This window comes from Streptomyces sp. NBC_01546 (assembly GCF_045208355.1).
Lineage (GTDB): Bacteria > Actinomycetota > Actinomycetes > Streptomycetales > Streptomycetaceae > Streptomyces.
Genome location: NZ_CP109379.1, coordinates 4323656 through 4350067, shown reverse-complemented (window position 1 = coordinate 4350067; position 26412 = coordinate 4323656). Strand labels below are relative to the sequence as shown.

The 26412-nt window shown below is 70.2% G+C and carries 25 protein-coding genes and 1 pseudogene; 17 read left to right on the top strand and 9 right to left on the bottom strand.

The features are described 5' to 3' along the window. Positions 1-705 precede the first annotated feature (705 nt). The 4 genes from OHA89_RS19920 (at position 706) to OHA89_RS19905 (ending at position 3547) form a co-directional block, all read left to right on the top strand. Entirely contained in the window at positions 706-909 is a 204-nt protein-coding gene (locus tag OHA89_RS19920) for a cold-shock protein (protein ID WP_257555539.1), read from the top strand. Between the two features lie 311 nt (positions 910-1220). Beyond that, a complete protein-coding gene (locus OHA89_RS19915; protein WP_266609072.1) occupies positions 1221-2735 on the top strand; it encodes a DEAD/DEAH box helicase in 1515 nt (504 codons plus the stop codon). A gap of 46 nt (positions 2736-2781) precedes the next feature. Then, entirely contained in the window at positions 2782-3186 is a 405-nt protein-coding gene (locus OHA89_RS19910; protein ID WP_266609071.1) for a CBS domain-containing protein, read from the top strand. Positions 3187-3235: 49 nt separating this feature from the next. Further along, positions 3236-3547 carry an SCO5918 family protein gene (locus OHA89_RS19905; RefSeq protein WP_266609069.1) on the top strand — a complete coding sequence of 104 codons (312 nt, stop codon included), beginning with the start codon at positions 3236-3238 and terminating at the stop codon, positions 3545-3547. Positions 3548-3638: 91 nt separating this feature from the next. Here OHA89_RS19905 and OHA89_RS19900 read toward each other — a convergent pair whose 3' ends face one another. Then, positions 3639-4031, bottom strand: coding sequence for an ATP-binding protein (locus tag OHA89_RS19900; protein ID WP_266609067.1), 393 nt, complete (start codon positions 4029-4031; stop codon positions 3639-3641). A 946-nt stretch (positions 4032-4977) separates the two neighbouring features. Between OHA89_RS19900 and OHA89_RS19895 the strand changes: the two genes are divergently transcribed. Then, positions 4978-5316, top strand: a complete 339-nt coding sequence (locus OHA89_RS19895) for a helix-turn-helix domain-containing protein (RefSeq protein WP_257555532.1) — start codon at positions 4978-4980, stop codon at positions 5314-5316. 48 nt (positions 5317-5364) lie between these two features. On the opposite strand, the pseudogene OHA89_RS19890 reads toward OHA89_RS19895, so the two are convergent. The 5 genes and pseudogenes from OHA89_RS19890 to OHA89_RS19870 form a co-directional block, all read right to left on the bottom strand. Further along, a pseudogene (locus OHA89_RS19890) lies at positions 5365-6044 on the bottom strand (SpoIIE family protein phosphatase). A 252-nt stretch (positions 6045-6296) separates the two neighbouring features. After that, positions 6297-6485, bottom strand: a complete 189-nt coding sequence (locus OHA89_RS19885; RefSeq protein ID WP_266609065.1) for a DUF6381 family protein — start codon at positions 6483-6485, stop codon at positions 6297-6299. A gap of 130 nt (positions 6486-6615) precedes the next feature. Then, positions 6616-6783 (bottom strand): hypothetical protein, encoded by a 168-nt coding sequence (locus OHA89_RS19880; RefSeq protein ID WP_257555530.1) that lies wholly within the window; start codon positions 6781-6783, stop codon positions 6616-6618. 30 nt (positions 6784-6813) lie between these two features. Further along, complete coding sequence (locus tag OHA89_RS19875; RefSeq protein WP_266609063.1) at positions 6814-7170, bottom strand: PRC-barrel domain-containing protein; 357 nt, start codon at positions 7168-7170, stop codon at positions 6814-6816. A gap of 638 nt (positions 7171-7808) precedes the next feature. Continuing rightward, entirely contained in the window at positions 7809-8429 is a 621-nt protein-coding gene (locus tag OHA89_RS19870) for a TetR/AcrR family transcriptional regulator (protein WP_406366748.1), read from the bottom strand. A 126-nt stretch (positions 8430-8555) separates the two neighbouring features. Here OHA89_RS19870 and OHA89_RS19865 point away from each other — a divergent pair, with 126 nt between their 5' ends. From OHA89_RS19865 to OHA89_RS19835, 7 genes are all read left to right on the top strand, one after another. Then, entirely contained in the window at positions 8556-9497 is a 942-nt protein-coding gene (locus OHA89_RS19865; protein ID WP_266609059.1) for an alpha/beta fold hydrolase, read from the top strand. Positions 9498-10884: 1387 nt separating this feature from the next. Next, a complete protein-coding gene (locus tag OHA89_RS19860) occupies positions 10885-11295 on the top strand; it encodes a hypothetical protein (protein ID WP_257555526.1) in 411 nt (136 codons plus the stop codon). Positions 11296-11304: 9 nt separating this feature from the next. Next, positions 11305-12033, top strand: a complete 729-nt coding sequence (locus tag OHA89_RS19855; protein WP_266609057.1) for an ABC transporter ATP-binding protein — start codon at positions 11305-11307, stop codon at positions 12031-12033. Next, complete coding sequence (locus OHA89_RS19850) at positions 12030-12983, top strand: ABC transporter permease subunit (protein WP_266609055.1); 954 nt, start codon at positions 12030-12032, stop codon at positions 12981-12983. Before OHA89_RS19855 ends, OHA89_RS19850 begins: the two co-directional genes overlap by 4 nt. Beyond that, positions 12983-13882 (top strand): hypothetical protein, encoded by a 900-nt coding sequence (locus tag OHA89_RS19845; RefSeq protein ID WP_257555523.1) that lies wholly within the window; start codon positions 12983-12985, stop codon positions 13880-13882. The genes OHA89_RS19850 and OHA89_RS19845 overlap by 1 nt, the downstream gene beginning before the upstream one ends. A 323-nt stretch (positions 13883-14205) precedes the next feature. Then, on the top strand, positions 14206-15150 hold the full coding sequence (gene sigJ, locus OHA89_RS19840; RefSeq protein ID WP_257555522.1) for an RNA polymerase sigma factor SigJ: 945 nt from the start codon (positions 14206-14208) through the stop codon (positions 15148-15150). A gap of 113 nt (positions 15151-15263) precedes the next feature. After that, a complete protein-coding gene (locus OHA89_RS19835; protein ID WP_266609052.1) occupies positions 15264-16484 on the top strand; it encodes an NAD(P)/FAD-dependent oxidoreductase in 1221 nt (406 codons plus the stop codon). Positions 16485-16492: 8 nt separating this feature from the next. On the opposite strand, the gene OHA89_RS19830 is transcribed toward OHA89_RS19835, so the two are convergent. Beyond that, entirely contained in the window at positions 16493-18277 is a 1785-nt protein-coding gene (locus OHA89_RS19830) for a serine/threonine-protein kinase (protein WP_406366745.1), read from the bottom strand. A 91-nt stretch (positions 18278-18368) separates the two neighbouring features. After that, positions 18369-18776 (bottom strand): hypothetical protein, encoded by a 408-nt coding sequence (locus OHA89_RS19825; protein WP_266609048.1) that lies wholly within the window; start codon positions 18774-18776, stop codon positions 18369-18371. 194 nt (positions 18777-18970) lie between these two features. Between OHA89_RS19825 and sigJ (OHA89_RS19820) the strand changes: the two genes are divergently transcribed. Both sigJ (OHA89_RS19820) and OHA89_RS19815 read left to right on the top strand, forming a co-directional pair. After that, positions 18971-19924, top strand: a complete 954-nt coding sequence (sigJ, locus tag OHA89_RS19820) for an RNA polymerase sigma factor SigJ (protein WP_266944000.1) — start codon at positions 18971-18973, stop codon at positions 19922-19924. Continuing rightward, positions 19900-20427, top strand: coding sequence for a DUF1772 domain-containing protein (locus tag OHA89_RS19815; RefSeq protein WP_406366743.1), 528 nt, complete (start codon positions 19900-19902; stop codon positions 20425-20427). The genes sigJ (OHA89_RS19820) and OHA89_RS19815 overlap by 25 nt, the downstream gene beginning before the upstream one ends. 4 nt (positions 20428-20431) lie before the next feature. On the opposite strand, the gene dhaK is transcribed toward OHA89_RS19815, so the two are convergent. Next, positions 20432-21436, bottom strand: a complete 1005-nt coding sequence (gene dhaK, locus OHA89_RS19810) for a dihydroxyacetone kinase subunit DhaK (protein WP_406366742.1) — start codon at positions 21434-21436, stop codon at positions 20432-20434. Positions 21437-21673: 237 nt separating this feature from the next. On the opposite strand from dhaK, the gene OHA89_RS19805 reads away from it, so the two are divergent. The 3 genes from OHA89_RS19805 (at position 21674) to OHA89_RS19795 (ending at position 25927) form a co-directional block, all read left to right on the top strand. Beyond that, positions 21674-22522 (top strand): MIP/aquaporin family protein, encoded by an 849-nt coding sequence (locus OHA89_RS19805; RefSeq protein WP_266609042.1) that lies wholly within the window; start codon positions 21674-21676, stop codon positions 22520-22522. Between the two features lie 108 nt (positions 22523-22630). Beyond that, the gene (gene glpK / locus OHA89_RS19800) at positions 22631-24148 is read left to right on the top strand and encodes a glycerol kinase GlpK (protein WP_257555514.1); all 1518 of its coding nucleotides are present in this window, start codon (positions 22631-22633) and stop codon (positions 24146-24148) included. Between the two features lie 66 nt (positions 24149-24214). Then, positions 24215-25927: a glycerol-3-phosphate dehydrogenase/oxidase gene (locus tag OHA89_RS19795; protein ID WP_266609040.1), complete on the top strand. Its 1713-nt coding sequence runs from the start codon at positions 24215-24217 to the stop codon at positions 25925-25927. The last annotated feature ends 485 nt before the right edge of the window (positions 25928-26412 follow it).

Genomic DNA, 26412 nt, shown 5'->3' with positions numbered 1-26412 from the left:
GCCACCCTCCCCGCCAACGGTGCTCGCGACGAGAGTGCCACGCCTCTCAGCGGGACAGGCTTCACACACCGGTCCCCACTGATGCAAGTCTCGAAGAGAGCTGCGCCCCGGGACTCGGGGGCGGCTGCCGTTCACGTGTGGGCCACGGCCGGCCCACCATGCCTTCCCGCTGAGGCGGCTGCCACCGTCGAGGCCATCGTGCGGGCTGTGCACCATGGCGATGACGTTCGTATCCGGATCCTGTTGGCAGCCTTGGTCGACGTCGCCGACACCGAGGTTCTCCTCCACCTGCGAGAACGGCTTCGCGAACGACCGCAGTGACGGTCAGGCGCTGCGGACCCACCCCGCAGGCTCACGTCCCCATGGACTGGACGTCGCAGCTGGCGGACGCCCTTGCTCCCAAAACGCTGCACTCGGGGGGAATCAATATCTATCCCCGCGGTCAGAGAGTTTAATGGACCCCGCAGGGAGAGTTTTTCCGCCGCGCACACGATGGAGATATTTAACGCACACAAACCGCTGCAGCGTGCTACTGTCGATCTCGGTTGCAGTTTTGGTACCCAAAAACTTCAAGCGCTCCAGTCGGCCTCCGCGCCACATTCGAGTGCTTCATATTTCCGGGTCATTTTCCGGCGGGGCATCATCGCGGCGACACGGTGTCCGTACAGTGCGGATGCTGGTGTACTGCCCCAAAGGAGATATGACATGGCATCTGGCACCGTGAAGTGGTTCAACGCGGCTAAGGGTTTCGGCTTCATCGAGCAGGACGGTGGCGGCGACGACGTCTTCGCCCACTTCTCGAACATCGCCGCCCAGGGCTTCCGCGAGCTGCAGGAAGGCCAGAAGGTCACCTTCGACATCGCGCAGGGCCAGAAGGGCCCGACGGCCGAGAACATCGTTCTCGCCTGACACTGACGCGCATTTCGTAGCTGGGGCCCGCATCCCTCGGGGTGCGGGCCCCAGCTGCACGTATTTCCCGCAGTGATGTCACCTGCGGGACAGATTATTCAGGGTTACAGCCTCCTCGACGCTTCACCCCATTCGGCTTTTCTTGGTTTCGCGTCCACATGGCGCCGCCCCATCTCAGCGCATGCGCCCGTACAGAATCTCTGTAGGCCAGAGTCGCTTTCGCATTCCATTCGGCCCGTTCTTGTGATTCCCTGCGCTGCGTTTCTGCTGCGGGAATTCCTTGATACGCGCCACATCAAGGAAGGTTCTGAATGAACCGCACACGTACGAACGACCGTTCCTCTCGCACCCGCAGCCGCACCGGCGGCCCCGCTTTCGGCGCTGCCGCCGGTTCGGAGCGGGGCAGCCGCTTCGGCTCGTCGGCCCCGAGCCGTTCCGGAGGTCCGAGCCGCTCGGGCGGCTACGGCCGCCGGCCCGCCGCGATCCAAGGCGAGTTCGCCCCGCCGAAGACGATCACTCCCGCGCTGCCCGCCGTCGAGGCCTTCGCCGATCTCGACATGCCGGCCGAGCTGTTGGCGGCCCTCGGCGCGCAGGGCGTGACCGTGCCCTTCCCGATCCAGGCCGCCACCCTGCCCAACACCCTCGCGGGCCGTGACGTGCTCGGCCGCGGCCGCACCGGCTCCGGCAAGACCCTGGCCTTCGGCCTCGCCCTGCTGGCTCGCACCGCCGGACAGCGCGCCGAGCCCCGCCAGCCGCTGGCCCTCATCCTCGTCCCCACCCGCGAGCTGGCCCAGCAGGTCACCGACGCCCTCACCCCGTACGCCCGCGCCGTGAAGCTGCGTCTGACCACGGTCGTCGGCGGCATGTCGATCGGCAAGCAGGCCGGAGCGCTGCGCGGCGGCGCGGAGGTCGTCGTGGCCACGCCCGGCCGGCTGAAGGACCTGATCGACCGCGGTGACTGCCGGCTGAACCAGGTCGCGATCACCGTCCTGGACGAGGCAGACCAGATGGCCGACATGGGCTTCATGCCGCAGGTCACCGCCCTCCTGGACCAGGTGCGTCCCGAGGGGCAGCGGATGCTGTTCTCCGCCACCCTGGACCGCAACGTCGACCTGCTGGTCCGTCGCTACCTGACCGACCCGGTCGTGCACTCGGTGGACCCCTCGGCCGGTGCGGTGACGACGATGGAGCACCACGTGCTGCACGTCCACGGCGCCGACAAGCACCGCACGACGACGGAGATCGCGGCGCGCGAGGGCCGGGTGATCATGTTCCTGGACACCAAGCACGCCGTCGACCGGCTGACCCAGGACCTGCTGAACAGCGGTGTACGGGCCGCCGCCCTGCACGGCGGGAAGTCGCAGCCCCAGCGCACCCGCACCCTCGCACAGTTCAAGACCGGCCACGTGACCGTGCTGGTCGCGACCAACGTGGCCGCGCGCGGCATCCACGTCGACAACCTCGACCTCGTCGTGAACGTCGACCCGCCGACCGACCCCAAGGACTACCTCCACCGCGGCGGCCGCACCGCCCGCGCCGGCGAGTCCGGCAGCGTCGTCACCCTGGTCACCCCCAACCAGCGGCGCGACATGACCCGCCTCATGCAGGCCGCCGGCATCACCCCGCAGACCACCCAGGTCCGCTCCGGCGAAGAGGCCCTGAACCGGATCACCGGCGCCCAGGCCCCCTCCGGCATCCCCGTCGTCATCGCGGCACCGGTCGTCGAACGCGCCAAGCGCAGCGCGGCCTCCCGTGGCAGGCGTCGGCCCGCTTCGACAGTCCGACGCGTGAGCGTGCGGCAGTCCGCCTTTGATGCGGCGGCCTGAGAAGCACGTGATCAGGAAACGGATCCATCTCTGCAGGAGGCACGTTTTGACGCTGGTCCAGATGCAGCCCCGCTCGGCGGACGCCAACCCTGTGCACCGGACGGTGGACGACGCGATGGAGGCGGCCGGTCCGCAGGTCTGTGACGACATGACGGTCGAGGTGGCCCTGGCCGTCATGGCCGGCGCCCGCGCGGGTCATCTGCTCGTCTGCGACGAGGACGGCCTGTGCACCGGGCTGGTCACGCAGGCTCAGCTCACGGCCATCCGCGACAGCGCGGCGTACACCGACCAGGTCCGTCTCCGCGATGTTCTCGGCGACCGCGGTCCGTTCACCTCGCCCATGACCACGATGGCCGAAGCCGAACACGCGATGCGCTACCGCAGGCTCGATGCCCTGCCCGTCGTCGATGACCAGGGCAGTGCTCTGGGCGTCCTCGCCCTTGCCCGCTGAACCAGCTCACCGCAGCACGACCGTCCCCTTCTTCTTCCTGTGAGGCAACATGCGCTGCGTCATCGCCCGTTTCCCGTTCGACCTGACCAAGAGCGGTGTCCTGGAGTCGATGAAGGGCGTCAAACCCGAGCAGGTCACCGGCGAATCCGTGACCATCGGCCGCCGTACCTACCCCGTCAAGCAGGTCGGTCAGGTCATCACCCGCCAGGACCGCCGTGACTTCAGCGCCGGTGAAGTCCTCCGGGCCATGACCCAGCTCGGGTTCACCTGCCGCGCCCTCCCCCGGGTTGCCGCGCCCACGCGCGTCCTCAGCCCGCTCCGGCAGGCTTCCGCGATGCTCGGCATCCCGGTGACCGTCTGACGGACAGGACCGGCGCGAGCCGACACCGAACAGCGAGGAGGGCCCGACCGGCACACGCCGGTCGGGCCCTCCTGCGTACCCGATCGGAGGACTACCGGTCGAGAAGAGCACTCACCGTCTTCCCGCCGGAGGCCCGACAGGTGACAGCGGTCGCTCGGGCGAGGCGGTTAACCATGGGCCAGCCGAATCCACCGGTACCGCCGTACAGGTCAGGGGTGCGCATACGCGGCGCGTGCGGGCTGGAGTCGTGAACGGCCACCTCGATGCTCTCCGCGTCGGCCCTCAGTTCCAAGGTGCAGGTGCCCCCGCCGTGGCGCACGGCGTTCGTGGCGAGCTCGGACACGACCAAGACCACGGTGTCTGCGACTTCTGTGGCCATCGCCGGCTGACGGAGACGGTCGAGGAAGGCTCGCGCGGCATCGCGTGCATCTGCAACAGCCGCCGCGGAAAGCACGGTTGTGACGCTCTCGGCCATCGTGTTCATCAGGTCACCCTGGTCTCTGCATCGTCCACGTCCGGCCCTTGCCTACCTGATTCCTGTGCCCCACCCCACTGCACCCCAACCCGACTCGGGTCTCCAAGAAGGGATCGAAGAGCAGTCGAAGCACGACGCCAATCGACGAGACGTGGGGGGACCCCACGCGCTCGGTTGCGAACCTCCCGACCCCCTGACCTGCTGTGCAGGCTGCTCTGCGCATCCTGGGCCGACCGTGAAGGTCTAGCTCTCCTCGGCGGGCACGAAAATCTATGACGGCTGGAGTAGACATTGCGCGGTGGCGTGGTTATGGTTTCTCTCGTAGCCCAGAGAGACAGCAGGGCCTGGCAGAGACGAACTGCCGGGCAGCAGTAACCGCAGTTGCAGTTCGCAGGACGGTGCGGTGGTGGAGTTCCGAAGCCAGGGTTGTTGCAGGACGGCGACGGGGCTGACGACCGGACCGGGTGACCCGCAGTGATCAGGGGCCGCCGCGAGCAGTACCCAGCAGTGAAGTCAGTGAGCAGCACCTCGGTGAAGGCGTCGGCTGCGGGCGCGCGCACCGGGAAGTTCGGCAGTGGGGTTCTAAGCCAGAGAAGACGCAGGACGGGCGACGGGGCTGGCTGCCGAAGGGTGGCGCTAGGTCAGGCCACCGGCAGTACGCAGTAGAGCAGTACCAGCAGTAAGCAATTGATCACCGAGGGAAGAACGGAGGAGCCGAGCACCATCAGGATCGCCCGGGCCGAAAGGCTGAGCCCGGGTACCGCAGGACATCGATAGCGAGGTGGTCTCCGGTCAAGCAACCGCGATCCCCGCACTCCCGGCAGCATCTCGGTCGGGTCGGCGGAAACACAGGGTCGGCGCAGTATCAGGGCCGACAGATGGTGTAGTAGTTCCTTCGGGGCCCTGGTGCCGTACGGCACCAGGGCCCCTCCACGCGTTCCATGAGAGAGGTTCAATGACAGCAGACGACTCGTTCGGCCGTCTCGACGACGACGATTACCCCGCCTACACCATGGGCCGGGCGGCAGACATGATCGGCACCACCCAGGGCTTCCTCCGCGCCCTCGGAGAAGCCCGCCTGATCACCCCGCTCCGCTCCGAGGGCGGCCACCGCCGCTACTCCCGTTACCAGCTGCGCATCGCGGCCCGCGCCCGGGAACTCGTCGACCAGGGCACCCCCATCGAGGCCGCCTGCCGCATCATCATCCTCGAGGACCAGCTCGAGGAAGCCCAGCGCATCAACGCCGAGTACCGCCGCGCCGCCGAATCATCCGCGCCGCCGCCCTCGGCCTGAACCGAGCGTGCCCGTCGGGATCGGCGGGCCTCGGTCGTCGAAGAAGTGCTATCCGGGTGCGGACGCCTCCGCCAGGTCCGCCCCGGCGTCAGCGCTGCGTGTGACCTGGTGGGTACCGTGCCAGTCCAGGCACATGACCGTCGCGTCGTCCTGGAGACGGCCGCCGTGGGCGTGAAGAATCTCCGCGACCAGAGCGCGGGAGGCCTGGCAGGGGTGGAGATCGCCCGTGCGCACGATCAGGGAGGGCAGGTCGACCTCCACGGCGCGGCGCTCAAGCATGCCGTCGGTGAGCATCACGAGGCGGTCACCCGCTTGCAAGTCCAGCCGCTGCACCCGGTAGGGGCTACGCAGCTGGATACCGGAGGGGAGATCCACCCGGTGACGAAGCCCCGCCTGCCGTGGTCGATGACGGCCCGGTCGGCCTCCAAGGCCTGCACTTCGAGCGCGGCGCCGGCACGCCTGGCCCTGCGGAGGGCGCCCACTGCGAGGGTGGCGAGGAGCGCGGCTTCCACGTCGTGGCCCATGGCATCGGTGACGGAGCCCTCTCGCTGGAGGGCCAGCCGCTGTGTGCGCAACACGTCCGCGTAGAAGGTGCCGGGCAGCGCGACGCGCTCAGGGGGCTCGTCGGACTCGACGCTGTCGGCTGCCCCGAGCCGCACCACTGACGCCCCGGTGAAGTCGACGATCAGGAACGAAACCGCAGCAGCGTTCAGGCGGTCCCTGACCATCCGTGCGACGACGTCCAGTGACTCGACGGGAGAGGCGGATTCCGCTGCCGCGAGCGTCGCCACCGAGGACCTGCGCCTGGCCCTGCGCCAGTACCGGTCCTTCTTCGACCGCCTGCTCAGCACCTGACCACCGGCCCTGACGGCAACGAGTACCGCCCACCGAGGCGCTGGACGCAAAACACCGGCCGGTGCCTCCCTCACGCCAGAGAGGATCGCGCGGGCAGCCACCGGCCGGTACATGCCGCAGGGCCGTCACATGGGGTCGACGTCCCCGAGGCCCCGCTCGCTCTCCTTCTTGCTCTGCTCCGAGAGCCGCAGGGCCTTGTCCTTCAGCCGCTGACGCTCCGCCGGGTCGGTGGCACGCTCCGCAGCCTGCTCGAGCTTCGCCGCCTGGTCACGCATCTGCTGGGCACGGCTGCCGGGCTCGCCTGCAACGCTCATGATCACTCCTGGGATCTGGGGGAGAGCGGATGCCACCAGCGAAACAGCGCCCCCACCCCCGCGCATCCCGAACGGTCACCCACCGCTATCCCCGCAGCACAGGCCTGGTGCAGAAGGTCACCCAGCCGTCTCAGCGGATGTGGCGGCGTCCGGAGCGACGCCCGCGCATGCCCAGGTAGACCAGGGCCGCCACGAAGACCAGGATGCCGATGAACAGCAGATAGAGCATGCCTTCGGCGACAGCGCCGATGATGCCCAACACCATCGCCACGATGACCAGGATCAAGAAGACCTTCACGACGTGGACACCTCCTCGGGCGAATGTGGCTCAGCGGCGGGCGAGCAACCGCTCGCCGCCCGCACCGGGCCGGTAGGCGAGGCCGTAGTGCTGGAAGATGGCTGCCTCTTCCTCGGCGGGCAGGACGTCATCCGTGCCCATCGAAGGGCTCTTCTTCACGAGCGCCTTGTCGTAGCCGACCTTGACGTACCCCGGCCCGACGATCGCGCCGTCCAGCGGAACGAAGACCAGCCGGTGCCGGGTGGGCAGCCCCACCAGCACGGTGGCCATGGCCGGCTCGTCCGTGCTGGTGTCCACGTAGACGGCCTCCAGCGCGCCGATCCTGTGCCCGCCCAAGTCGACCACCTCACGGGTACGCCACTCGCGAATGTCCGCTGCCTGGATCATCCTCAGGTCCCTTCGCACGATCACAGCCCGGCCGGTGCACTTCTTAGCCTGCCCCCGCCTGACCGAGGGAACCAGCTCGGCACACCCAACAACGCCCCGCCAGTCACACCGGTCCTGTGAGTCTGCTCCGATGGGACCCTCTCCAGACGAACGACCCGGGTGAGGCAGCCCTGTACGCAGGAGGGGGTTGCATGGGCATCGGCAGATTGGCCCGCTTGCTCGCGCAACACCGGCGTGCGCCGCCGCCGGGGGACCGGCCTTGCAGGGGTGTAAGTCGCCCAGGGGGCGCCCCGGTCAGCAGGCTTCCGCTGGAGCCGGACGGTGGCGTCGATGTCGTCGGCGAGCCTGCGCTGATGCTCCTTGGTGGAGTGCTGGTGGATCAGCTGGGCCCGCTCCGAGGACTGGCCCGCGCGGACCATGACGTCCTTCAGCTTGACACCGGTATCGGCGGCGAGGGTGCTTCCGGTGTGGCGCAGGTCGTTTGAAGCGGAACCCGTTCGGCACGCCGACCGCATCGCGGGCCTTGCCCCTCATCCCCGATTCGACACCCCGCCCGACTCCACCTCCGTCGGGCCGGCCCAGATCGACACCCCAGGGTCCGCGGGCGAGTACTTCGCGACACGTCAGTTCGATCCCGCTCACCTCTCGGACGTGTCGGCAGTCGCGAAGATCCGGTCCAGGTGGTGGCGGAGCACCGCGATCGCCGACTCCGGACTCCGCTGGCCCACGAGGATGCTGGTGCCCATGGTCGCCGCCATGGCGAGCAGGCTGATCGCCTCCGTGCGCGCGTCGGCGTCCGCGTCGGCCAGGCCGACCTCCTGCGCCTGCTCGAGGAGTCCGGTCAGGGCGTTCTCCGCGGTGTCGGGGTTGTCGATGAAGGGCTGAGCGGCCAGCGCCCCGTCGGTCACGGACAGGATCGCGTAGGAGCTGTACAGCAGGTGGAAGGTACGGCTCTCCTCGTCGGTCGGCAGCGAGGCCAACAGCAGCGCCTCCACCGTGGCGCGCGGCCCAGGGTCCGGGCCGACGGCGGCCAAGCGGGCGCCCACCCTCTCCGTGAAGCGGTCGGTCAGGTGCCGAAGGCCGTAGAAGAGCAGCTTCTCCTTGGTCTCGAAGTAGTACTGCACGAGCCGGAGCGACACGCCGGCTTCCGCGGCCACGTCCCGCATGCCGACGGCATGCAGTCCGCGCCGCCCCGCGACCTGGATGAGCGCCTCGGCGATCTGGGCGCGCCGCTCCTCGTGATCCACACGCTTCGGCATGTTCCCGTGTCTCCGCCTGTCGATAGGGGGTTCGCGCTCTGCTGCCCGAACCCCTTCATGATACCGATGTACCACATTGATGGTACGGTCGACCACGAAGAACGGATCTTCACAGGAGGTGCCGCCGTGCCCGAGAACACCGCCCGCGTACGCCGCGATGTCGGCCACTACGTCAACGACGCCCTGCGCGACCGCTACTTCGCCGCCGAGGACGTGCTCTACGCGATGGGGGCACCCGTCCGCTCCGAGACGGACGTCGAGACGAGCTTCGGCACCACCCACGTCTACCGGTACGGGCCCTCGGACCCCGCTGCCGAGTCCCGGACCCCGATCGTCCTGATCCACGGCGCCGGCTACAGCTCGGCCATGTGGTACCCCAACACCCCCGGGCTCAGCCTCGACCGCCCCGTCTACGCCCTCGACACCCCCGGCGACGCCAACCGCAGCGTCCACCGCGAGCCCATGTGGCAGCCCGAGCGCGCCGCCCAGTGGATGGACGAGGCCCTCGACGCGCTCGGCCTCGACCGGGTCCACCTCGTCGGCTCCTCATACGGCGGCTGGCTCGTCCTCAACCAGGCCCACCGGCAGCCCGGACGGCTCGCCTCGGTCACCGCCCTCGACCCCGGCGGCCTGGAGAAGGTCGGCCTGCGCTTCTTCGCCTGGGTCTTCGTGAGCCTGTTCGCCACCTTCGCCCCGAAGGCACTGCGCCCCCGGCTCGCCAAGTGGCTGGACCAGCCGGTCATAGCCATCCCCGAGATGCGCAAGTGGATCCAGCTCGGCGCCCGCGCGTACCGGATCCGCCGCCCCGCACCGCTGCCGCTGGCCGAGGATGCGCTGCGATCCATCCGGACCCCGCTCTACGTCATCATGGGCAAGCACAGCCTGCTCGTACACCCCAAGCGGCAGCTGGAACGCGTACCGCGCCTTATTCCCGGAGCCCGCGCCGAGATCATCACCGCGACGGGGCACGGCCCTCAGATCGACCACCCCGACGTGGTCAACGCCCGGATGCTGTCCTTCATGGAAGACGTCGACTCCGTCGACCCTGCTGCGGTCGGCGGCGCATAGGGCTACGGCAGGGAGAAACGGCGCCGGCGGCGCCCGCTCCGTGCCACAACGTGCCAGTAGGGGCGGTGAAGAGCGGTCAACACGGGGTTCCCAGAAGCAGCCGGGGCAGGTCAGCTGGCGAACATTCTGGCAGGTCAGAGGGCATACGCGCGCCCAAGTGCCGAGTGATTCCCAAGACTATGGCGCGGGTTCGATTCCCGTCATCCGCTCTTGAACGAAGCCCCAGGTCAGCGGCCTGGGGCTTCGTCGTTGTCCAGGCGCGCTCAGGAGTCCCGCACCACTTGACCCCTGAGCGGCCTGCTCGGCGGCCTTCTTCCGGGCTGCCCGCACCATCCCGTCCGGTCCCCCGGCGACCTCCTTCTGCCGCTCATGGTCCGAGTGTTGGTAGTCAACGCGCCTTCCACGTCCTTCCGCCGAAGACCCGCCTGCTCCTCCGGCCGCATCGGCCCGCAGGCACCGAGGAAGACCATCAACCGCCACCGAATCCCGATCGCCTCGGCCGGACCGGCAAGCGTGAACTCGAGGACCTCTGGCGCCGGGCCGCCGGCGACGTCCTCGAGTCGTCCACAGGTCGTGGCTCACGAGGGGTCGCGTACGACAAGTTCAATACCTCGCGCCGCACGGCCGGCACGCCTCCGTGCACCTCCGCTGCCTGATTACGGGCGGGAGGACCTCAGCTCCAAGGCCCATCCGCCTCGACACGAAGGCCGTGTCCGCTGCCACAGTTTGGGGGCGACGGGAACGTCCAACGTGTTGGAGCGACCGCTCCCACCTGCCCAAACACCATCTCGGGCGGCAGGCCTGCGGGGGAGGATGCCTTTGCTGCATGTGCAGGGCTGCGCCCGCAAACGATCATGACTGGGGGTGCGCTGGCGGTCGGCGCAGGACGAGCCCGGCAGCGGTGAGTCGGACGACGCGAGCAGTTCGTCCAGGAACAGGCGAATGACGGTTCCCTCAAGAACCGGCAGTGGTCCGTCGTGGCTGATCCGGGCCGCCCGGCAGGTCAGCATCCCGGCGCAGCCGGTCCCGCGCCCGCACGGTCGCCTTCCCATAGAGCACGGTCTCCGTGGCTGAACGACCTGCCGTCGAGATCCTCCGGCGCCTGCGCTCCGACTGCGCCATGCGCCGGCCGGCACTGCCGCGGGTCCACGACCCCACGAGCAGCCGACTACCCGGACACGACGGCGAGTTCACCTTTGGCGACCCGCCGAGGCACCCCGAACGGGCCACCGGATTATCAAACGCAACGATCGAAATTTGGCTTGATCATGCCTCAATTTGACCAAAATCAAAGAGATGCTGAAGATCATCTACGGCTGGGTGTCGATGACGGCACGCAGTGCACAGACTCCACCGGGGAAGGTGGAGCAATCGGGAGGGAACCCCCATGCGTACTCGCATGAAGTCGGCCGTGGTGACGGCATCGCTCGCAGCAGGACTCGTTGGCGCACTCGCGCCGAACGCCTTCGCCGCGTACACGCAGGTCAAGAACTTCTCCTTCACCGACGAGGGCGTGGGTGCGGAGACCGGCCGCTGGACGGCCCCGGGCAACAGCCAGTCGGCAACGCAGGACGGGTGCGCCACGAGCAACGGCGCTCAGGGCCGGGTCGGCTACGACTTCAAGATTGACATCGACTGGGCACCCGACAAGTGGGTGGCCTGGCGTGACTGGTCTTGCGACAACGGCACGTTCTGGAAGGAGTTCGGCAACGCCCCCGCCGGCAAGTACTACATGCAGATCGCAAACGCTCCGGCCTTCATCCACTCGTCGGGTCGCGTCGTCTACAACTGGAAGTAATCTCAGACGATGAGCGTCCTTTCCTGTCACGAAGTGACCAAGAGCTTCCGGAAGCACTCCGTGCTGGAAGGGGTTCATCTCAGCCTGGAGGCCGGCGAGATCGTCGGCCTCCTCGGGCTCAACGGCGCCGGCAAGACCACCCTGATGCGGCTGATCACCGGGCTGTCCAGCCCCGATTCCGGTGAGGTGCGGCTGTTCGGGGAGTCCCTGCCCATGCGGCCGCGGCAGCTCGACCGGCTCGGAGCCGCGCTCGACGCGCCCGCCTTCCACCGGTGGTCCACCGGACGCGCCATGCTGCGCACCCTGCTCGACACCGCCGGGCTTCCCGACGGCGGACGGATCGCCCGTACGCTCGACCGCGTCGGCCTGACCGGCGCCGCCGACCGCCGCCTCGGGACGTACTCGCAGGGCATGCGGCAGCGGCTGGCCATCGCCGCGGCGCTGCTCAAGCAGCCCGATCTGCTGATCCTCGACGAGCCCACCAACGGGCTCGACCCCGAGGGACTGCGCATGGTGCGGCGGATCGTGGCCGAGGAGGCCGCGCGCGGGGCCGCCGTCCTCGTCTCCAGCCACCAGCTCGACGAGATCCAGCGGATCTGCCACCGCGTGATCATGCTCGCCCAGGGCCGCGTCGTCGCCGCCGGCACTCTCGACGCGCTCGGCTACGACCCGGAAAGCGGTCCGGCCGCCTTCGAGGACTGGTTCTTCGGGCTCGTCGGGAACGGCGGCCGCCAGTGAACCGCCTCGTTCGGGCGGAGACCCGGCGGCTGCTGCGGCACCCGCTCGCCCTCACCCTCGCCGCGCTGTTCGTCTTCGGCTCCCTCTACTGCGCCTGGGTGAGCCAGAACATGGCCTCGTACAACATCACGCAGGTGCAGGCCAACCTCGACTACCTCCCCCGATCGTGTGATTCCAAGCAGAACACCCCGGAGCAGAAGGCCAAGTGCCTCGCCGAAGTGCCCCTGCAGGCCGTCGGGCTGGAGCGGATCCAGGACAGGTTCACCGCTGAAGGAGTCCGTGCCGCGCACGCCCAGCACCCGGTGGGCTCGCTGCTGTGGACCGTACGGCTGCTGACGTCCGTTCCCGGGCTCGCGCTCCTCGTCATGCTGGCGGCCTTCTCCGTCGCCGGCGAGTGGAGCCGGGGCAGCATCGTGCCGCTCCTCCTCTACGAGTCCCGCCTCAGCAGGCTGCTCGCCGCCAAGGCCCTGGCCGTCTGGGCGTGGAGTTTGGTGCTGCTGTGCGTGTCGGCCGCCGTTACAGCCGCGTTCGGCCTGCTCTACGGCCGCAACGCCTACACGCTGCCTTCGCCCGGCGCCCTCGGCACCGTCCTCGCCGACACCGCACTCGGCGTACTGGCCGGGGCAGCCGTGCTGGCCGGGGCCGCAGCCGTCGCGGTCGCCCTCGGCGCACTGCTGCGCCAGCCGATGCGCACCTTCCTCGCCGGGATGCTGCTGCTCGTCCTGGTGGTCCGCACCTCCGCCGCCCCGGGGCTCGGCGCCTGGCTCCCCGGCGGCGCGCTGGCCGACCTCGTCGGCTTCGGTGCGGTGGACGGGGTCTGGGACCACTTCTGGATCTCCACCGACCCCTCCACGGCCCCCGTCCTGCTCCGCGTCCTGCCGACCCTGGCCCTCATCGGTCTGCTCTGGCTCGGACTGGACCGCCTCAACCGGACCCGGGACCGCGCCTGATGGCCGGTACCCGGCGGCGGCCGGCGCGCGGGGAGGGGACCGCCTGGGCCGGCGAGCTGCGAGCCCTGTGGACCGCTCCCGTATGGGGAGCGACCGCGGCTGTGATGCTGCTGGCCCTGGCCCTTGTCGGCCGGCTCTGGATGGCGGGAGCCCCGTACGGGGTGCTCGACCCCTCGGTGTCGGCGCTCACCTCGCTCCCGTCGGCGCTGCGAGCGGCGGCATGGCAGTTCGCGACCCTGCTGGGTCTCGTCCTCACGGCAGTGGTCGTCGCCACGGGGCTCGGCCAGACCCTGGAAGGCGGCACCTGGAGCGCCCTGCGCCTGTTCGAGAACCGGGTCGGGGTGCTGTGGGCCCGCAAGGTCGGCGCCGCACTCGCCCTGTCACTCGCCAGCCAGATCGTCACCGGCGTGCTGCTGTGGCTGAGCACCTCGGCATACGCCCGGCTGTGGCCGGTGCGGCCCCGCGCAGTGCCCCCCGCGTTCGCCGACGGGGCCGTCCACACGTCACCTCCCCTGCCCGTCGAGTTCGCGACCTGGGGCCAGGCCGCAGGCGCGATCGCCGCCGCCCTCCTCGTCCAACTCCTCTTCATCTCCCTGGCCGCCCTCGCGGCGGCCCTGCTGCGCAGCGTCATCGGGACCCTCGCGCTCGGCATCGGTCCCCTGCTGGTGACGGCGCCACTCGTGCTGCTTCCGGCGGCGCCGTTCCTGCCGCACCGCTGGATCGCCGATCTGCTGAACCTGCCCGCCGAGGCCCAATACCAGCTCTACCTCTGGAATCAGGCCCCGTCCGATCCCGCACCCCTGACCGGCGGCCTCGCCCTCGCCGGGGTCGCGGCCCTGGCCGCCGTGGCCGCCTGGGCAGCGCTGCGCTCCGAGCGCGCGCTACGGCCCGTTGACTGACACCGCGGCCAAAGTGCGGCGCAGCGACTCCCGTGACGGAGGCGCACAACGACGCAGGGGCGCGGGCCCCCGCTGCGCGGGGTCGTCGGCGAACGTTTCCGCAGGTCAGAGGGCATACGCGCGCCCAAGTGCCGAGTGATTCCCAAGCTTATGGCGCGGGTTCGATTCCCGTCATCCGCTCAGACAAGAAGCCCCAGGTCAGCGGCCTGGGGCTTCGTCGTTGCCAGGCCTCGTCAGGCGTCTTCGTCGCGTACAACTGGCCGCGCACCGGGGAGTGCTGTCTCGCCTGCCGTTCCAATCCCGGGGCGCCTAGGATCGCGAGTATGGCCTTGATCATGAGTGACGTGGACCGGTTCGAGAGTGCCAGGCCCCGGCTGGAGGCCATTGCCTACCGGCTGCTCGGCTCGGCGAGTGAGGCGGAGGATGCCGTGCAGGAGACGTTCCTGCGCTGGCAGGCGGCCGACGTCGGGCGGATCGAGGTGCCTGAGGCCTGGCTGACGAAGGTCCTCACCAACTGGTGCCTCAACATGCTCACTTCGGCACGTGCCCGGCGCGAGACGTACGTGGGGAGATGGCTCCCCGAGCCGCTGCTCGCCGGGGACCCGATGCTCGGCCCGGCCGACACCGCCGAGCAGCGCGAGTCCGTGTCGTACGCCGTCCTCGTCCTGCTGGAGCGCCTGTCGCCGGGCGAGCGGGCGGTGTACGTGCTGCGCGAGGCCTTCGAGCACCCGCACCGGGAGATCGCCGAGATCCTGGACATCACCGAGGCCGCCAGCCAGCAGATCTACCACCGGGCCAAGAAGCACATCGCGGACGGCAAGGCGCGCACCGAGATCGACGCGGCCGCCGCCCGCAGGATCGTCGAGGAGTTCCTGGCAGCGGCGACCACCGGCCGTACCGAACCCCTCGTGCGCCTGCTCACCCAGGACGCCGTCGCGGTCGGCGACGGCGGCGGGAAGGTTCCGGCGCGTACGAAGGCGTTCGAGGGCGCGCTCGCAGTCGCCACGTTCATGCGCGGCCTGTTCAAGCCCGGCGCGGCCAAGCGGGCCCATGTCGGCGGCGCGCCCGACATCTACGCCACGACCGCGAACGGCGAGCCCGCCATCGTGGCGGTCGTGGACGGCCGGGTCGTCGGGATCATCTGCCTGGAGGTCGCCGCGGAGGGCATCGTCGCGATCCGCAGCCAGGCCAACCCCGACAAACTCGTCCGCGCGACCGAGCTGTGGGCCGCCGCGGACCACGGGGAGGGCCCGCTCCTCACCCTCTGAGGAGGTGTGACGCAGGTCACATTCGAATCCTGTCAGGGAACGGGGGGCTGTCCGGTTCAAGAGGCGAAACCACGCCGGACAACGGCGGCCCCCGCCCAGACAGGAGCACGGACATGCAGCACCGCATCGTCATCCTCGGAGCCGGCTACACCGGTGCCCTCGCCGCCGGCCGCCTCGCCAAGCGGCTGCACCGCCAGGACGTCGCCATCACCCTCGTCAACCCCGAGCCCGACTTCGTCGAGCGCGTCCGGCTGCACCAGCTCGCGGCCGGCCAGGACCTCAAGCCCCGCCCGTTCGGCGAGATGTTCGCCGACACGGGTGTGGAGCTGAAGCTCGGAGAGGTCACCGGCGTGGACGTGGACCGCAAGACGGTCACGGTCGCCGCCGCGAACGGCCCCGAGCGGGAGGAACTGGAGCAACTGGAGGAGCTGGAGTACGACACTCTGGTCTACGCCCTCGGCAGCGGCTGGAACGACGGGGGCGTCCCCGGCACCGCCGAACACGCCCACGAGGTCTCCAGCCGCCCCGGCGCCCGCCGCCTCCGCGATCGCCTGGCCGCCCTGGACGCCGGCCGGCCCGTGGTCGTGGTCGGCGGCGGCCTGACGGGCCTGGAGGCCGTGACCGAGATCGCCGAGGCCCGCCCGGACCTCGACGTCGCCCTGGCCGCCCACGGCGCCCTCGGCGACTGGCTCTCGGAGAAGGGCCGCGCCCACCTGCGGAAGGTGGTGGACAAGCTCGGCATCACGGTCCACGAACACACCGCGGTCAACGCCGTGGAGGCGGACGGCGTGACGACCGCCGGCGGCCGGACCATCCCCGCCGACGTCACGGTCTGGACCACCGGCTTCGCCGTCCACCCGATCGCCCGGGCCACCGCCCTGGAGGTCACCGACCGCGGCCAGATCGTGGTCGACAGCACGATGCGCTCGGTGTCCCACCCGGACGTGTACGCCGTGGGCGACGCGGCGATGGCGATGGGCCCGGGCGACAAGCCGCTGCGCATGTCCTGCGCCTCGGGTGTCCCCATGGCCTGGCAGGCCGCCGACGCCGTCGCCGCCCGCCTCACCGACACCAAGGTCCCCCACGTCTCCATCCACTACTCCAAGCAGTGCATCTCCCTCGGCCGCAAGGACGGGCTGATCCAGTCCGTCACCGCCGACGACCGAGCGGTCGACAGCGCCCTGACGGGCCGCGTGGCCGCCCGCTTCAAGGAACTCATCTGCAAGGGCGCGGCCTGGGGCGTCGCCAACCCGACCCTGGGCATGCCGTCGCGGCGCCGCCGTGTCGTACGGCAGGAGACCCGGAGCCGCGCACAGGCGGAGGCAGCGGCCTGACCCCGCCGCTACGACTGCCGCTTCCAGAGCGTCACTTCGGTGAGGTAGGTCGGGATGTCGTACTGCTTGCTGGTCGAGGGCTCGATGCCGACGATCTTCACCATCGCCAGATTGCCCTTCGACGTAACCGTGCAGAGCAGATCGCCCTGAACGATGGTGCTGTCCGCTCCGGTCAGGGCAGCACTGTTCAGCTTGTCGGGAATCGGGTTCGTGGCGGCTCCGGTCGCGCACTGCTCCGGGGTGGGGCCCTTGCTCTTGCCGAACGTCGTTCGGCTCTCGACGGCGTCGAATCCCATCTGCAGCTCCCGGTTGCTGCTCGCGATCTCTCCGAACGGCGCCACCTTCGGGAAGTCGAGGTCCACGTCGTTGTACTTGCCGAATTCCCTGGGAGCCAGGAGCTTCAACGACTTGTCGTTGAACACCACCGTGTAACCGGGGGCGGCAGGAGTCTGAGGCTGCCCGGACGCCGGGGGCTGGGTCTGCGGCTCGGACGAAGAGGGCTTCGGCTGGTCCGCCGCCTTGTCCCCGCCCTTGCTCCCATTCCCGCTCTTGTCGTCTGCGCGCGTGACGTACCAGGTGCCGCCCGCGGCCAGGACGACGGCCAGGATCCCCGCGCCGACGACCAGGGGCATCCGGCTGCGGCCACGGTTCGGGGGAACGGGGACGGGAACGGGGACGGGGGTGGGAACGGACGCTGTGGCAGTGGCGGCGCCGTATATCGCCGCCTGGGGGACCGCTGTCCCCTGCATCGGCTGACCCGGCCCGGACGCCTGCGTCGGTACGTAGGTCGGGTTGTACGAGGGCTGCGGCGGGGTCTGCGGGGGCGCCTGCGGCGGGGTCTGAGGCTGCGGCGGCGTCTGCGACAGCTGCTCCCGCCGCGCGATCTCCGCCGTGAGCCCGGCGGGCAGCCAGTCCTTGAAGTCACGCAGTGGCCGGCCCGCCGCCCGCTGGCACCACTCGGCCAGCTCGGCAGGCCCGGGCCGCTGGGAAGCATCGGCCGCCAGGCAGCGCTCCAGCAACGGCCGTAGCGGATCCGGGTAGCCGCTCAGATCCGGCGCCTGCTGCGGAGTGTTGGCGATCGAGGCGGCGATCGAGATTCCCGAGCCGTCGCCGTACGGGTGGCGACCGGTGGCCACGACCGCGGCGATCAGTCCCAGCGCGAAGATGTCGGTCGCCGGGGTGACCTGGCGGCCCAGCGCATGCTCGGGCGACATGTACTGCGGTGTCCCGATGAACCCACCGCTGCGCGTGAGCTGGGTGGCGTCGGTGGCGCGCGCAATACCGAAGTCGATCACCCAGGGGCCGTTCGAACTCAGCAGGATGTTGCTGGGTTTCAGGTCGCGGTGTATCACCGAGACGGCGTGTACGGAATGCAGAGCCTGCGCGGTGCAGCCGATCAGCTGGAACACGGCGGGCATCGGGAGCGGCCCATGGGCGGCGAGCGCGTCGTCCAGCGCCAGGCCCGGTACGTAGGTGCTGGCGAGCCAGGGCTGTTCACCGCTGGTGTCGTGGTCCACGACCGGCACGATGTGGTAGCCCTGCACCCGGCGCGCTGCCTGGACCTCATGCTCGAAGCGGGCACGGAAGTCCTGCTCCTGGGCGAACTCGCGCCGGATGACCTTCAGTGCGACCGGCTGGTTGCCTCGGGTTCGGGACAGGTAGACCGATCCCATTCCGCCTTCGCCGATCCGCGCGAGCAGCCGGTAACCGGCGATCTCCTGTGGATCGTTCGGCCCCAGCGGACTCAGCACGGCATGGTCGGCGGTCGCCATCAATTCCCCCTCGATGATCACGAAGTTGAGATCGTATCCGGGCCCGGTCCGCGTCCTGGCAAGGGAATGCGTTCCGGGTGCGGGGGGGGGAGGGGGAAGGGCCGCCGGCGCGTCACACGGTACGTCGCAGTGGGCTGACGCCGAGAGCGCGGGACAGCGCCTGGCCCAGCGCCAGCACGCTCAGGCCGAACATCAGGACGCCCAGGGGGACATGGAGCGTCGGCATGTGCGCGATGCCGAGGACCACCTGCACGGAGGCGAGCGCGAGGAAGCCGGACGCGTACAGGATGGGGCGCGGCGAGCCGCCGCCCGGCCGCCACGCCAGGATCGCGGCGAGCACGTACAGCATCGACGCGCCGTACATCACGCGCGCTCCCACGCCGTGCAGCACCTCACCGTAGGACGTGGACAGCAACAGTCCGGCGGTGACCGCCTGGAAGAACAGGGTCAAGGTCTGCAAGCCGATCGCGACCTGCAGAAACGTGGATCTGCCCGGTGCTGTCGTCGTCTGTACGGCCATGATGTGGTCCCTTCTTCTGCCTCGCGGCGGTGGGTCGATAGCGTCTCGGTGGTCCGACGACGCAGGCCCGCGAAATGTGAGGTGAGGCGTCGGCCTCACAATCCGGTGCGGTGTTTCGTCGAAGTGCCGAGCGAAGTGCCGGTCGAAGTGCCGAGAGCGGAAACAGACGAGATGAACCAGGGAGCAGTCGCGACATGAGCACCCCATCCGAGTCAGGGCACGAACCGTCCGAGCCCGACCTGAGCGCGATCGTCGGCGAGCGGCGCCAGCTGATCAACCTCGCCTACCGGCTGCTGGGTTCGCTGGCCGAGGCCGAGGACGCCGTGCAGGAGACCTACACCCGCTGGTACGCCATGTCACGGCAGCAACAGGCGGCCATCGCCTCGCCCGGTGCCTGGCTCACGACGGTCGCCAGCCGTATCTGCCTCGACGTGCTCGGCTCGGCACGGGCCCGCCGCGAACGCTACGTCGGCGCATGGATACCCGAGCCGCTGCCCGACCGCAGGGAGTGGATCAGCGGGCGAGCGGACGACGGCGGGACCGAACCGGCCGACCCCGCCGACCGGATCACCCTCGACGAGTCGGTGCACATGGCCTTCCTCGTCGTACTCGAATCCATGACACCGGCCGAGCGCGTCGCGTTCATCCTCCACGACGTCTTCCGCTACCCCTTCGCCGAAGTCGCCGAAATCGTCGGCCGCACACCCGCGGCCTGCCGGCAGCTGGCGTCCTCCGGCCGCCGGCGCGTCCGCGCCGCACGGACCCCGGCGACCCCCGCAGTCGGCCAGGCCGTCCTGGTACGGGACTTCAAAGAGGCTTGGGAATCCAAGGACATCGAGGCCCTCGTCGCCCTCCTCGACCCCGACGCCACGATGACCGCCGACGGCGGCGGCCTGGTCGGCACCGTGCTGCGCCCCGTCGAAGGCGGCAAGAGCATCGCCGAGTACCTGATCCACATCGCCGACAAGGCCCCTGGACTGACGCTCCTGGAACGGACGGTCAACGGCCGCCCCGGACTGGTGGCCCACCTCTCCGGCATCCCCGTGACCGTCGCCGCCCTCGACGTCACCGACGGCCGCATCACCCGTATCTGGGCCGTCCGCAACCCGGAGAAACTCCGCGCGTGGACCGAGAGCGGAGAGATCTGATCTTCATGGAGCCGGCGAACACGCGCATCCGACTTCTCCAGGGACTCGCCCTGCTCGCCACCGGCCTCCTCGCCGGCGCATTCGGCTACGGCGCGGCCAACCTGGTCCCCACCTTCAATGCCGTACCGCTCGACATGCGGCTGTCGTTCCACGCCGAGCTGATGAAGATGAACGGCATCACCATGCAGGCGGCGATGGCCGTGTCGACGCTGAGCTCCCTCACTCTCGCGGCCCTGACACGCGGCCGCGCCCGGCTGATCGCGGGTACGGCAGGCCTGCTGACCCTCGCGTCCTTCCTGATAACCCGGCTCGGCAACGTGCCGATCAACGGCCGGATCAAGGAGTGGGCACTCACCTCGGCACCGGTCGATCACGCGGAGATCCTGCGGCGCTGGGAACTCTTCAACAACCTGCGCACGCTCACCGCCCTCGCCGCGTTCGCCCTGCTCATCGTCCTCGCCCTCAGGCAATCGCCGACTGCCCGGGAGAGGGGGGCCGCCTAGGGCGTCAGCGGCCCCAGCGCAGCGCTGCCGTCTGCACCGGCGCGTCCCACAGCCGCAGCATTTCCTCGTCGGCCCGGCACAGCGTCACCGAGCACCCCGCCATGTCCAGCGAGGTGACGTAGTTCCCCACGAGGGTCCGGGCCACCGGGACACCCCGATCCGCCAGCACCCGGGCCACCTCCGCGTGGAAGCCGTACAGCTCCAGCAGCGGCGTCGCGCCCATCCCGTTCACCAGGGCCAGTACCGGCCCGTCGACAGGGGCCGCATTCGCCATGTCGTCCAGTACGGAACCCACCGCGACCTCGGCGATCTCCCGCGCCGGCATCATCGCGCGCCGCTCCCGGCCCGGCTCTCCGTGGATCCCGATGCCCAGCTCCAGCTCGCCGTCCGGCAGGTCGAAGGTGGGGCTGCCCTTGGCGGGGGTGGTGCAGGCGCTCAGCGCCACGCCGAAGCTGCCCGAGGCCTCGTTGACCCGCCGGGCGACCGCGGCGACCTGCTCCAGCGGCGCGCCCTCCTCCGCCGCCGCCCCGGCGATCTTCTCGACGAAGAGCGTGGCCCCCGTGCCGCGACGCCCGGCCGTGTAGAGGCTGTCGGTCACGGCGACGTCGTCGTTGACCAGCACCCGCTCGACCCGGATTCCGTCCTCCTCGGCGAGTTCGGCGGCCATGTCGAAGTTCAGTACGTCCCCGGTGTAGTTCTTGACGACGAACAGCACCCCCTGGCCGGAGTCCACGGTTTTGGCCGCCCGCAGCATCTGGTCGGGCACGGGGGAAGTGAACACCTCGCCCGGACAGGCGGCGGACAGCATTCCGGGTCCGACGAAGCCGGCGTGCAAGGGCTCGTGTCCGGAGCCGCCACCGGAGACGAGACCGACCCGCCCGCCCTGACTCGCGTCCCGCCGTACGACGACCCGGGCGTCGGCGTCCACGTCCAGTTCCGGGTGGGCCGCGGCCAGCCCTCGCAGGGCGTCGGCGACCACGGTCTGCGGACTGTTGATCAACATCTTCATCGTGTGCCTCCCGGTCGGAGCCGGCGATCCATACGAACAGTGTGCTGCCACGCCGCGGACATCCGCGAGAGCTCGGGCGACCGCCTCGGGGAAGGACCGGGGAATCCGAAGTGGGGACCGGCCTCCGGGGGACCGGACCGTCCTCGCCTTTCCGGTACGGGCGACCCGTCTTACGCTGAACCGGGGGGCTCGGGGCAGTCGAATGCCGGTCTTCGGACCGGCGGGAAGCGGGCACCCATGAAGGAGCGCCTCAAAGCGCATGGGCTGATCGGCGAACTCTCTGCCGAATTCGCCGGCACCATGATCCTCATCCTCTTCGGCTGTGGTGTCGTGGCCCAGGTGGTCGCCGGCGGAGCCCTGACGGACCCCGCGGGCGGCCTCGGAAACCACGACAGCATCGCCTGGGCCTGGGGTCTCGGCGTGACCCTGGGCGTCTACGTCGCGGCAAGGCTGAGCGGCGCCCACCTCAATCCCGCGGTGACCCTCGCCCTCGCGGCCTTCAAGGGCTTCCCGTGGAAGATGGTCGCCCCCTACGCGCTGGCCCAGCTGGCCGGAGCCTTCGTGGCGGCCCTGATCGTCCGCTGGAACTACACCGAGGCGCTGGCCAAGGCCGACCCCGGACACACCATCAAGACGCAGGGCGTCTTCTCCACGCTCCCGGCCAACGGAAACACCAACCTGCCGGTGACCGAGTGGGGCGCACTGCGCGACCAGATCATCGGCACCGCGATCCTGCTGATGCTGATCTTCGCGGTCACGGACCTGCTGGGCACGCCCCCGGGCGCCAACCTGGCCCCGTTCATCGTCGGCCTGATCGTCGTGGCCATCGGCATGGCGTGGGGCACCAACGCCGGGTACGCGATCAACCCGGCCCGTGACCTCGGCCCCCGGCTGGCCAGCTTCCTCACCGGGTACGGAGGGGCATGGAGAGATCAGTACGGGAACCTCTACTTCTGGGTGCCGATCATCGGCCCGTTCATCGGCGGTGTGCTGGGTGCGGGTATCTACAAGCTCCTCATCGGCCGGTTCCTGCCGACCGCCGAACCGGAGCCTCCCGGACGCGTACCGGCACCGGACGAGAGCTGACCGGATCCGGGGCGGGCGGAACACGGCACGGCACGTCCGTTCGTACCGTCCATCCCGTCCCGGACGGACAGCCCCACACACGGCATCCCCAAGAGGAGGAGGCACCCCATGGCTGACTTCGTCGGCGCAGTGGACCAGGGGACCACGAGCACCCGTTTCATGATCTTCGACCACGCCGGCAGCGAGGTGGCGCGGCACCAGCTGGAGCACTCCCAGATCCTCCCGCGCTCGGGGTGGGTCGAACACGACCCGGTGGAGATCTGGGAACGCACCAACTCGGTGATCCAGAACGCCCTCCGGCACGGAAACCTCGACGCCTCCGACCTGGCGGCCGTCGGCATCACCAACCAGCGCGAGACGACCGTCGTCTGGGACCCCCGCACCGGCCGCCCGTACTACAACGCCATCGTCTGGCAGGACACCCGTACCGACTCCATCGCCGCGGCACTGGAGCGCGGCGGCCAGGGCGACGTGATCCGCCGTAAAGCAGGGCTGCCACCGGCCACCTACTTCTCCGGCGGCAAGATCCAATGGATCCTGGAGAACGTCGACGGCGTACGGGAGGCCGCCGAGCAGGGCAACGCCCTCTTCGGCAACACCGACTGCTGGGTGCTGTGGAACCTCACCGGCGGACCCGACGGCGGCATCCACGCCACCGACGTCACCAACGCCAGCCGCACCATGCTCATGGACCTGGAGACCCTCGACTGGGACGACGAACTGCTCGGCTTCTTCGGAGTACCCCGGGCCATGCTGCCCACCATCAACCCGTCCTCCCACCCGGAGGCCTACGGACAGACCCGCACCTCGCGGCCGCTGCGCGAGGCCATTCCCATCACCGGTGTCCTCGGCGACCAGCAGGCGGCCACCGTCGGGCAGGTCTGCTACGCGCCCGGCGAGGCGAAGAACACGTACGGAACCGGCAACTTCCTGGTGCTCAACACCGGGACGGAGCTGGTCCGCTCGCAGCACGGGCTCCTGACCACCGTGGCGTACCAGTTCGGCGACAGCCCCGCGGTGTACGCGCTCGAGGGCTCCATCGCGGTCACCGGCTCGGCCGTGCAATGGCTGCGCGACCAGTTGAAGATCATCGGTGACGCCGCCGAGAGCGAACGCCTGGCCCGCACCGTCGAGGACAGCGGCGGCATCTACTTCGTGCCCGCCTTCTCCGGCCTGTTCGCCCCGTACTGGCGCTCCGACGCCCGCGGCGCGATCGTCGGTCTGGCCCGCTACCACGACAACGGACACCTGGCGCGGGCCACCCTGGAGGCCATCTGCTACCAGAGCCGCGACGTGGTGGAAGCCATGGAACAGGACTCCGGCGTCCACCTCGACGTGCTCAAGGTCGACGGCGGAGTCACGGCCAACGACCTGTGCATGCAGACCCAGGCCGACATCCTCGGCGTACCGGTCAGCCGTCCCGTCGTCGCCGAGACCACCGCGCTCGGCGCCGCCTATGCGGCCGGACTCGCCACCGGATTCTGGCGCGACACGGACGAACTGCGCACCCACTGGCAGGAGTCCAAGCGCTGGGCGCCCGAGTGGTCGGAGGAACGGCGCGCGGAAGGGTACGAGGGCTGGAAGCGTGCGGTGGAGCGCACGCTCGACTGGGCCAAGGTCGAATAGGTTCCGGCCGATCCGGCCGATCCGGCCGGATCGGCCGCGCGCGCCCGCAGCACTGAGGAGGAGACCATGGTCGATCCGGTGGCCCTCTCACCCCGGGCCCGCGCACAGGCCCTCGCCGGCATGGGACAGGGCGAACTCGACGTCCTCGTCGTCGGAGGCGGCGTCGTCGGCAGCGGGGCCGCCCTGGACGCCGCCACCCGGGGCCTGAGCGTCGGGCTCGTCGAAGCCCGCGACTGGGCCTCGGGCACGTCCAGCCGCTCCAGCAAACTCATCCACGGCGGCCTGCGCTACCTGGAGATGCTCGACTTCCGCCTCGTCGCCGAGGCACTCAAGGAACGGGGCCTCCTGCTCCGGTACCTTGCCCCCCACCTGGTACGTCCGGTGCCGTTCCTCTACCCCCTGCAACACCGCGTCACGGAGCGCCCGTACGTCGGCAGCGGCGTGCTGCTGTACGACGCGATGGCCCGGGCCTCCGGCACCTCCGGCGGCCTGCCCCACCACCGCCACCTGAGCAAGCACCGGGCCCTGCGCGAGGCGCCCGCCCTGCGCTCCGACGCCCTGGTGGGCGCCATCCAGTACTGGGACGCCCAGGTCGACGACGCCCGGCACACCCTGTTCCTCGCCCGTACGGCCGCCTCGTACGGGGCACTGACCGCCAACCGCACCCGCGTCAGCCGCTTCCTGCGACAGGGCGAGCGGGTGGTCGGCGCCGTCGTCACGGACCTGGAGAGCGGCGACGAGACGCAGGTGCGGGCCAAGCAGGTCATCAACGCGACCGGGGTGTGGACGGACGACACCCAGGCCATGGCCGGCACCCGCGGCCAGTTCCACGTCCGCGCCTCCAAGGGCGTCCACCTGCTCGTCCCCCGTGACCGCATCAACTCCCGCACCGGTCTGATCCTGCGCACCGAGAAGAGCGTGCTGTTCGTCATCCCCTGGGGCCGGCACTGGATCATCGGGACCACCGACACGGACTGGACGCTCGACAAGGCCCACCCCGCCCTCAGCTCCAAGGACGTCACCTACCTGCTGGAACACGTCAACAGCGTCCTGACCACCCCCCTGGTCCCCGAGGACGTCGAGGGCGTCTACGCCGGCCTGCGCCCCCTGCTGTCCGGCGAGGCGGCGGAGACCAGCAAGCTGTCCCGGGAGCACCTGGTCGCCCATCCGGTGCCCGGACTCGTCGTGGTGGCGGGCGGCAAATACACCACGTACCGGGTGATGGCCAAGGACGCGGTCGACGAGGCCGTCCGCGCCCTGGACGAGAAGGTCCCCGACTGCGTCACGCACCGCGTTCCGCTGCTGGGCGCCGACGGCTATCCGGCGCTGTGGAACTCGCGGCACCGGCTCGCCGAGCGCTCCGGGCTCCATGTCGCCCGCATCGAGCACCTCCTGAACCGCTACGGCTCCCTGGCGCCCGAACTGCTCGCCCTGGTGGCGGCCGACCCCGCGCTCGGCGAGGCACTGCCGAGCTCCGACGACTACCTGAGGGTCGAGGCCGTGTACGCGGTGACCCACGAGGGAGCCCGCCACCTGGAGGACGTCCTCGCCCGGCGCACCCGGATCTCCATCGAGTCCTGGGACCGCGGGGTGGACGCGGCGCCGACCGTGGCCCAGCTGATGGCGCCCCACCTGGGATGGGACCGGGCGCACCAGGACCGCGAGGTCGACCACTACCTCAAGCGCGTGGCCGCCGAGCGCGAGGCCCAGCAGCAGCCGGACGACCGGACCGCCGACGCGGTACGGCTCGGCGCCCCCGACATCATCCCGATGAACTGAACGGCCGCAAGCGACCCGGCCCTCTCGGTTCGGGGGCGGGTCACTCGGTGGTGGTGAACGGCGTGTCCGCGGTCCGCTTGCGCCTTCGGAGCCGGGCTCTGGGACGGCAGGACTGGACCGGCTTCGAGGCCACCGGGGAGGGGGTGGGCGAAGCGGCGGCGGCTGGGCGGAAGTGACGGCGGCGGGGCCCGGCTGCGCCGCGGGCTTGTCGTCGTTGCCGCCCATCGCGACGGCGGCGATGACCGCGGCCGCGATGGTGGCCGCGGCCGTGATCAGCGCGCCGATCACGGGGCCCCGGTTCTGGCCGGGGCCCGGCGCCTGGGCCGGCAGCGGGGGAAGCGGGGGGCGAGGCGCGTGGGCCGGGGGCGGGGGTACGGAGCCGGGTGAGGGACCCGGGCCGCCGAGTTCGGACACCGCACAACCTCCAGGGACAGCGATCTGATCGGGTGCGGCCACCCCATCGACGGTGATCAGCAGTCAGCTTC

Bases quoted from the DNA above. Each gene is read 5' to 3' on its own strand.
- OHA89_RS19885 (WP_266609065.1), bottom strand. From the start codon at position 6,485: ATGAGCGTTGCAGGCGAGCCCGGCAGCCGTGCCCAGCAGATGCGTGAC.
- glpK (WP_257555514.1), top strand. From the start codon at position 22,631: ATGGCTGACTTCGTCGGCGCAGTGGACCAGGGGACCACGAGCACCCGT.
- OHA89_RS19805 (WP_266609042.1), top strand. From the start codon at position 21,674: ATGAAGGAGCGCCTCAAAGCGCATGGGCTGATCGGCGAACTCTCTGCC.
- OHA89_RS19905 (WP_266609069.1), top strand. From the start codon at position 3,236: ATGCGCTGCGTCATCGCCCGTTTCCCGTTCGACCTGACCAAGAGCGGT.
- OHA89_RS19900 (WP_266609067.1), bottom strand. From the start codon at position 4,031: ATGAACACGATGGCCGAGAGCGTCACAACCGTGCTTTCCGCGGCGGCT.
- OHA89_RS19825 (WP_266609048.1), bottom strand. From the start codon at position 18,776: ATGGCCGTACAGACGACGACAGCACCGGGCAGATCCACGTTTCTGCAG.
- sigJ (WP_257555522.1), top strand. From the start codon at position 14,206: ATGGCCTTGATCATGAGTGACGTGGACCGGTTCGAGAGTGCCAGGCCC.
- OHA89_RS19895 (WP_257555532.1), top strand. From the start codon at position 4,978: ATGACAGCAGACGACTCGTTCGGCCGTCTCGACGACGACGATTACCCC.
- OHA89_RS19795 (WP_266609040.1), top strand. From the start codon at position 24,215: ATGGTCGATCCGGTGGCCCTCTCACCCCGGGCCCGCGCACAGGCCCTC.
- OHA89_RS19920 (WP_257555539.1), top strand. From the start codon at position 706: ATGGCATCTGGCACCGTGAAGTGGTTCAACGCGGCTAAGGGTTTCGGC.
- sigJ (WP_266944000.1), top strand. From the start codon at position 18,971: ATGAGCACCCCATCCGAGTCAGGGCACGAACCGTCCGAGCCCGACCTG.
- OHA89_RS19875 (WP_266609063.1), bottom strand. From the start codon at position 7,170: ATGATCCAGGCAGCGGACATTCGCGAGTGGCGTACCCGTGAGGTGGTC.
- OHA89_RS19855 (WP_266609057.1), top strand. From the start codon at position 11,305: ATGAGCGTCCTTTCCTGTCACGAAGTGACCAAGAGCTTCCGGAAGCAC.
- OHA89_RS19845 (WP_257555523.1), top strand. From the start codon at position 12,983: ATGGCCGGTACCCGGCGGCGGCCGGCGCGCGGGGAGGGGACCGCCTGG.
- OHA89_RS19860 (WP_257555526.1), top strand. From the start codon at position 10,885: ATGCGTACTCGCATGAAGTCGGCCGTGGTGACGGCATCGCTCGCAGCA.
- OHA89_RS19870 (WP_406366748.1), bottom strand. From the start codon at position 8,429: ATGCCGAAGCGTGTGGATCACGAGGAGCGGCGCGCCCAGATCGCCGAG.
- OHA89_RS19835 (WP_266609052.1), top strand. From the start codon at position 15,264: ATGCAGCACCGCATCGTCATCCTCGGAGCCGGCTACACCGGTGCCCTC.
- dhaK (WP_406366742.1), bottom strand. From the start codon at position 21,436: ATGAAGATGTTGATCAACAGTCCGCAGACCGTGGTCGCCGACGCCCTG.
- OHA89_RS19915 (WP_266609072.1), top strand. From the start codon at position 1,221: ATGAACCGCACACGTACGAACGACCGTTCCTCTCGCACCCGCAGCCGC.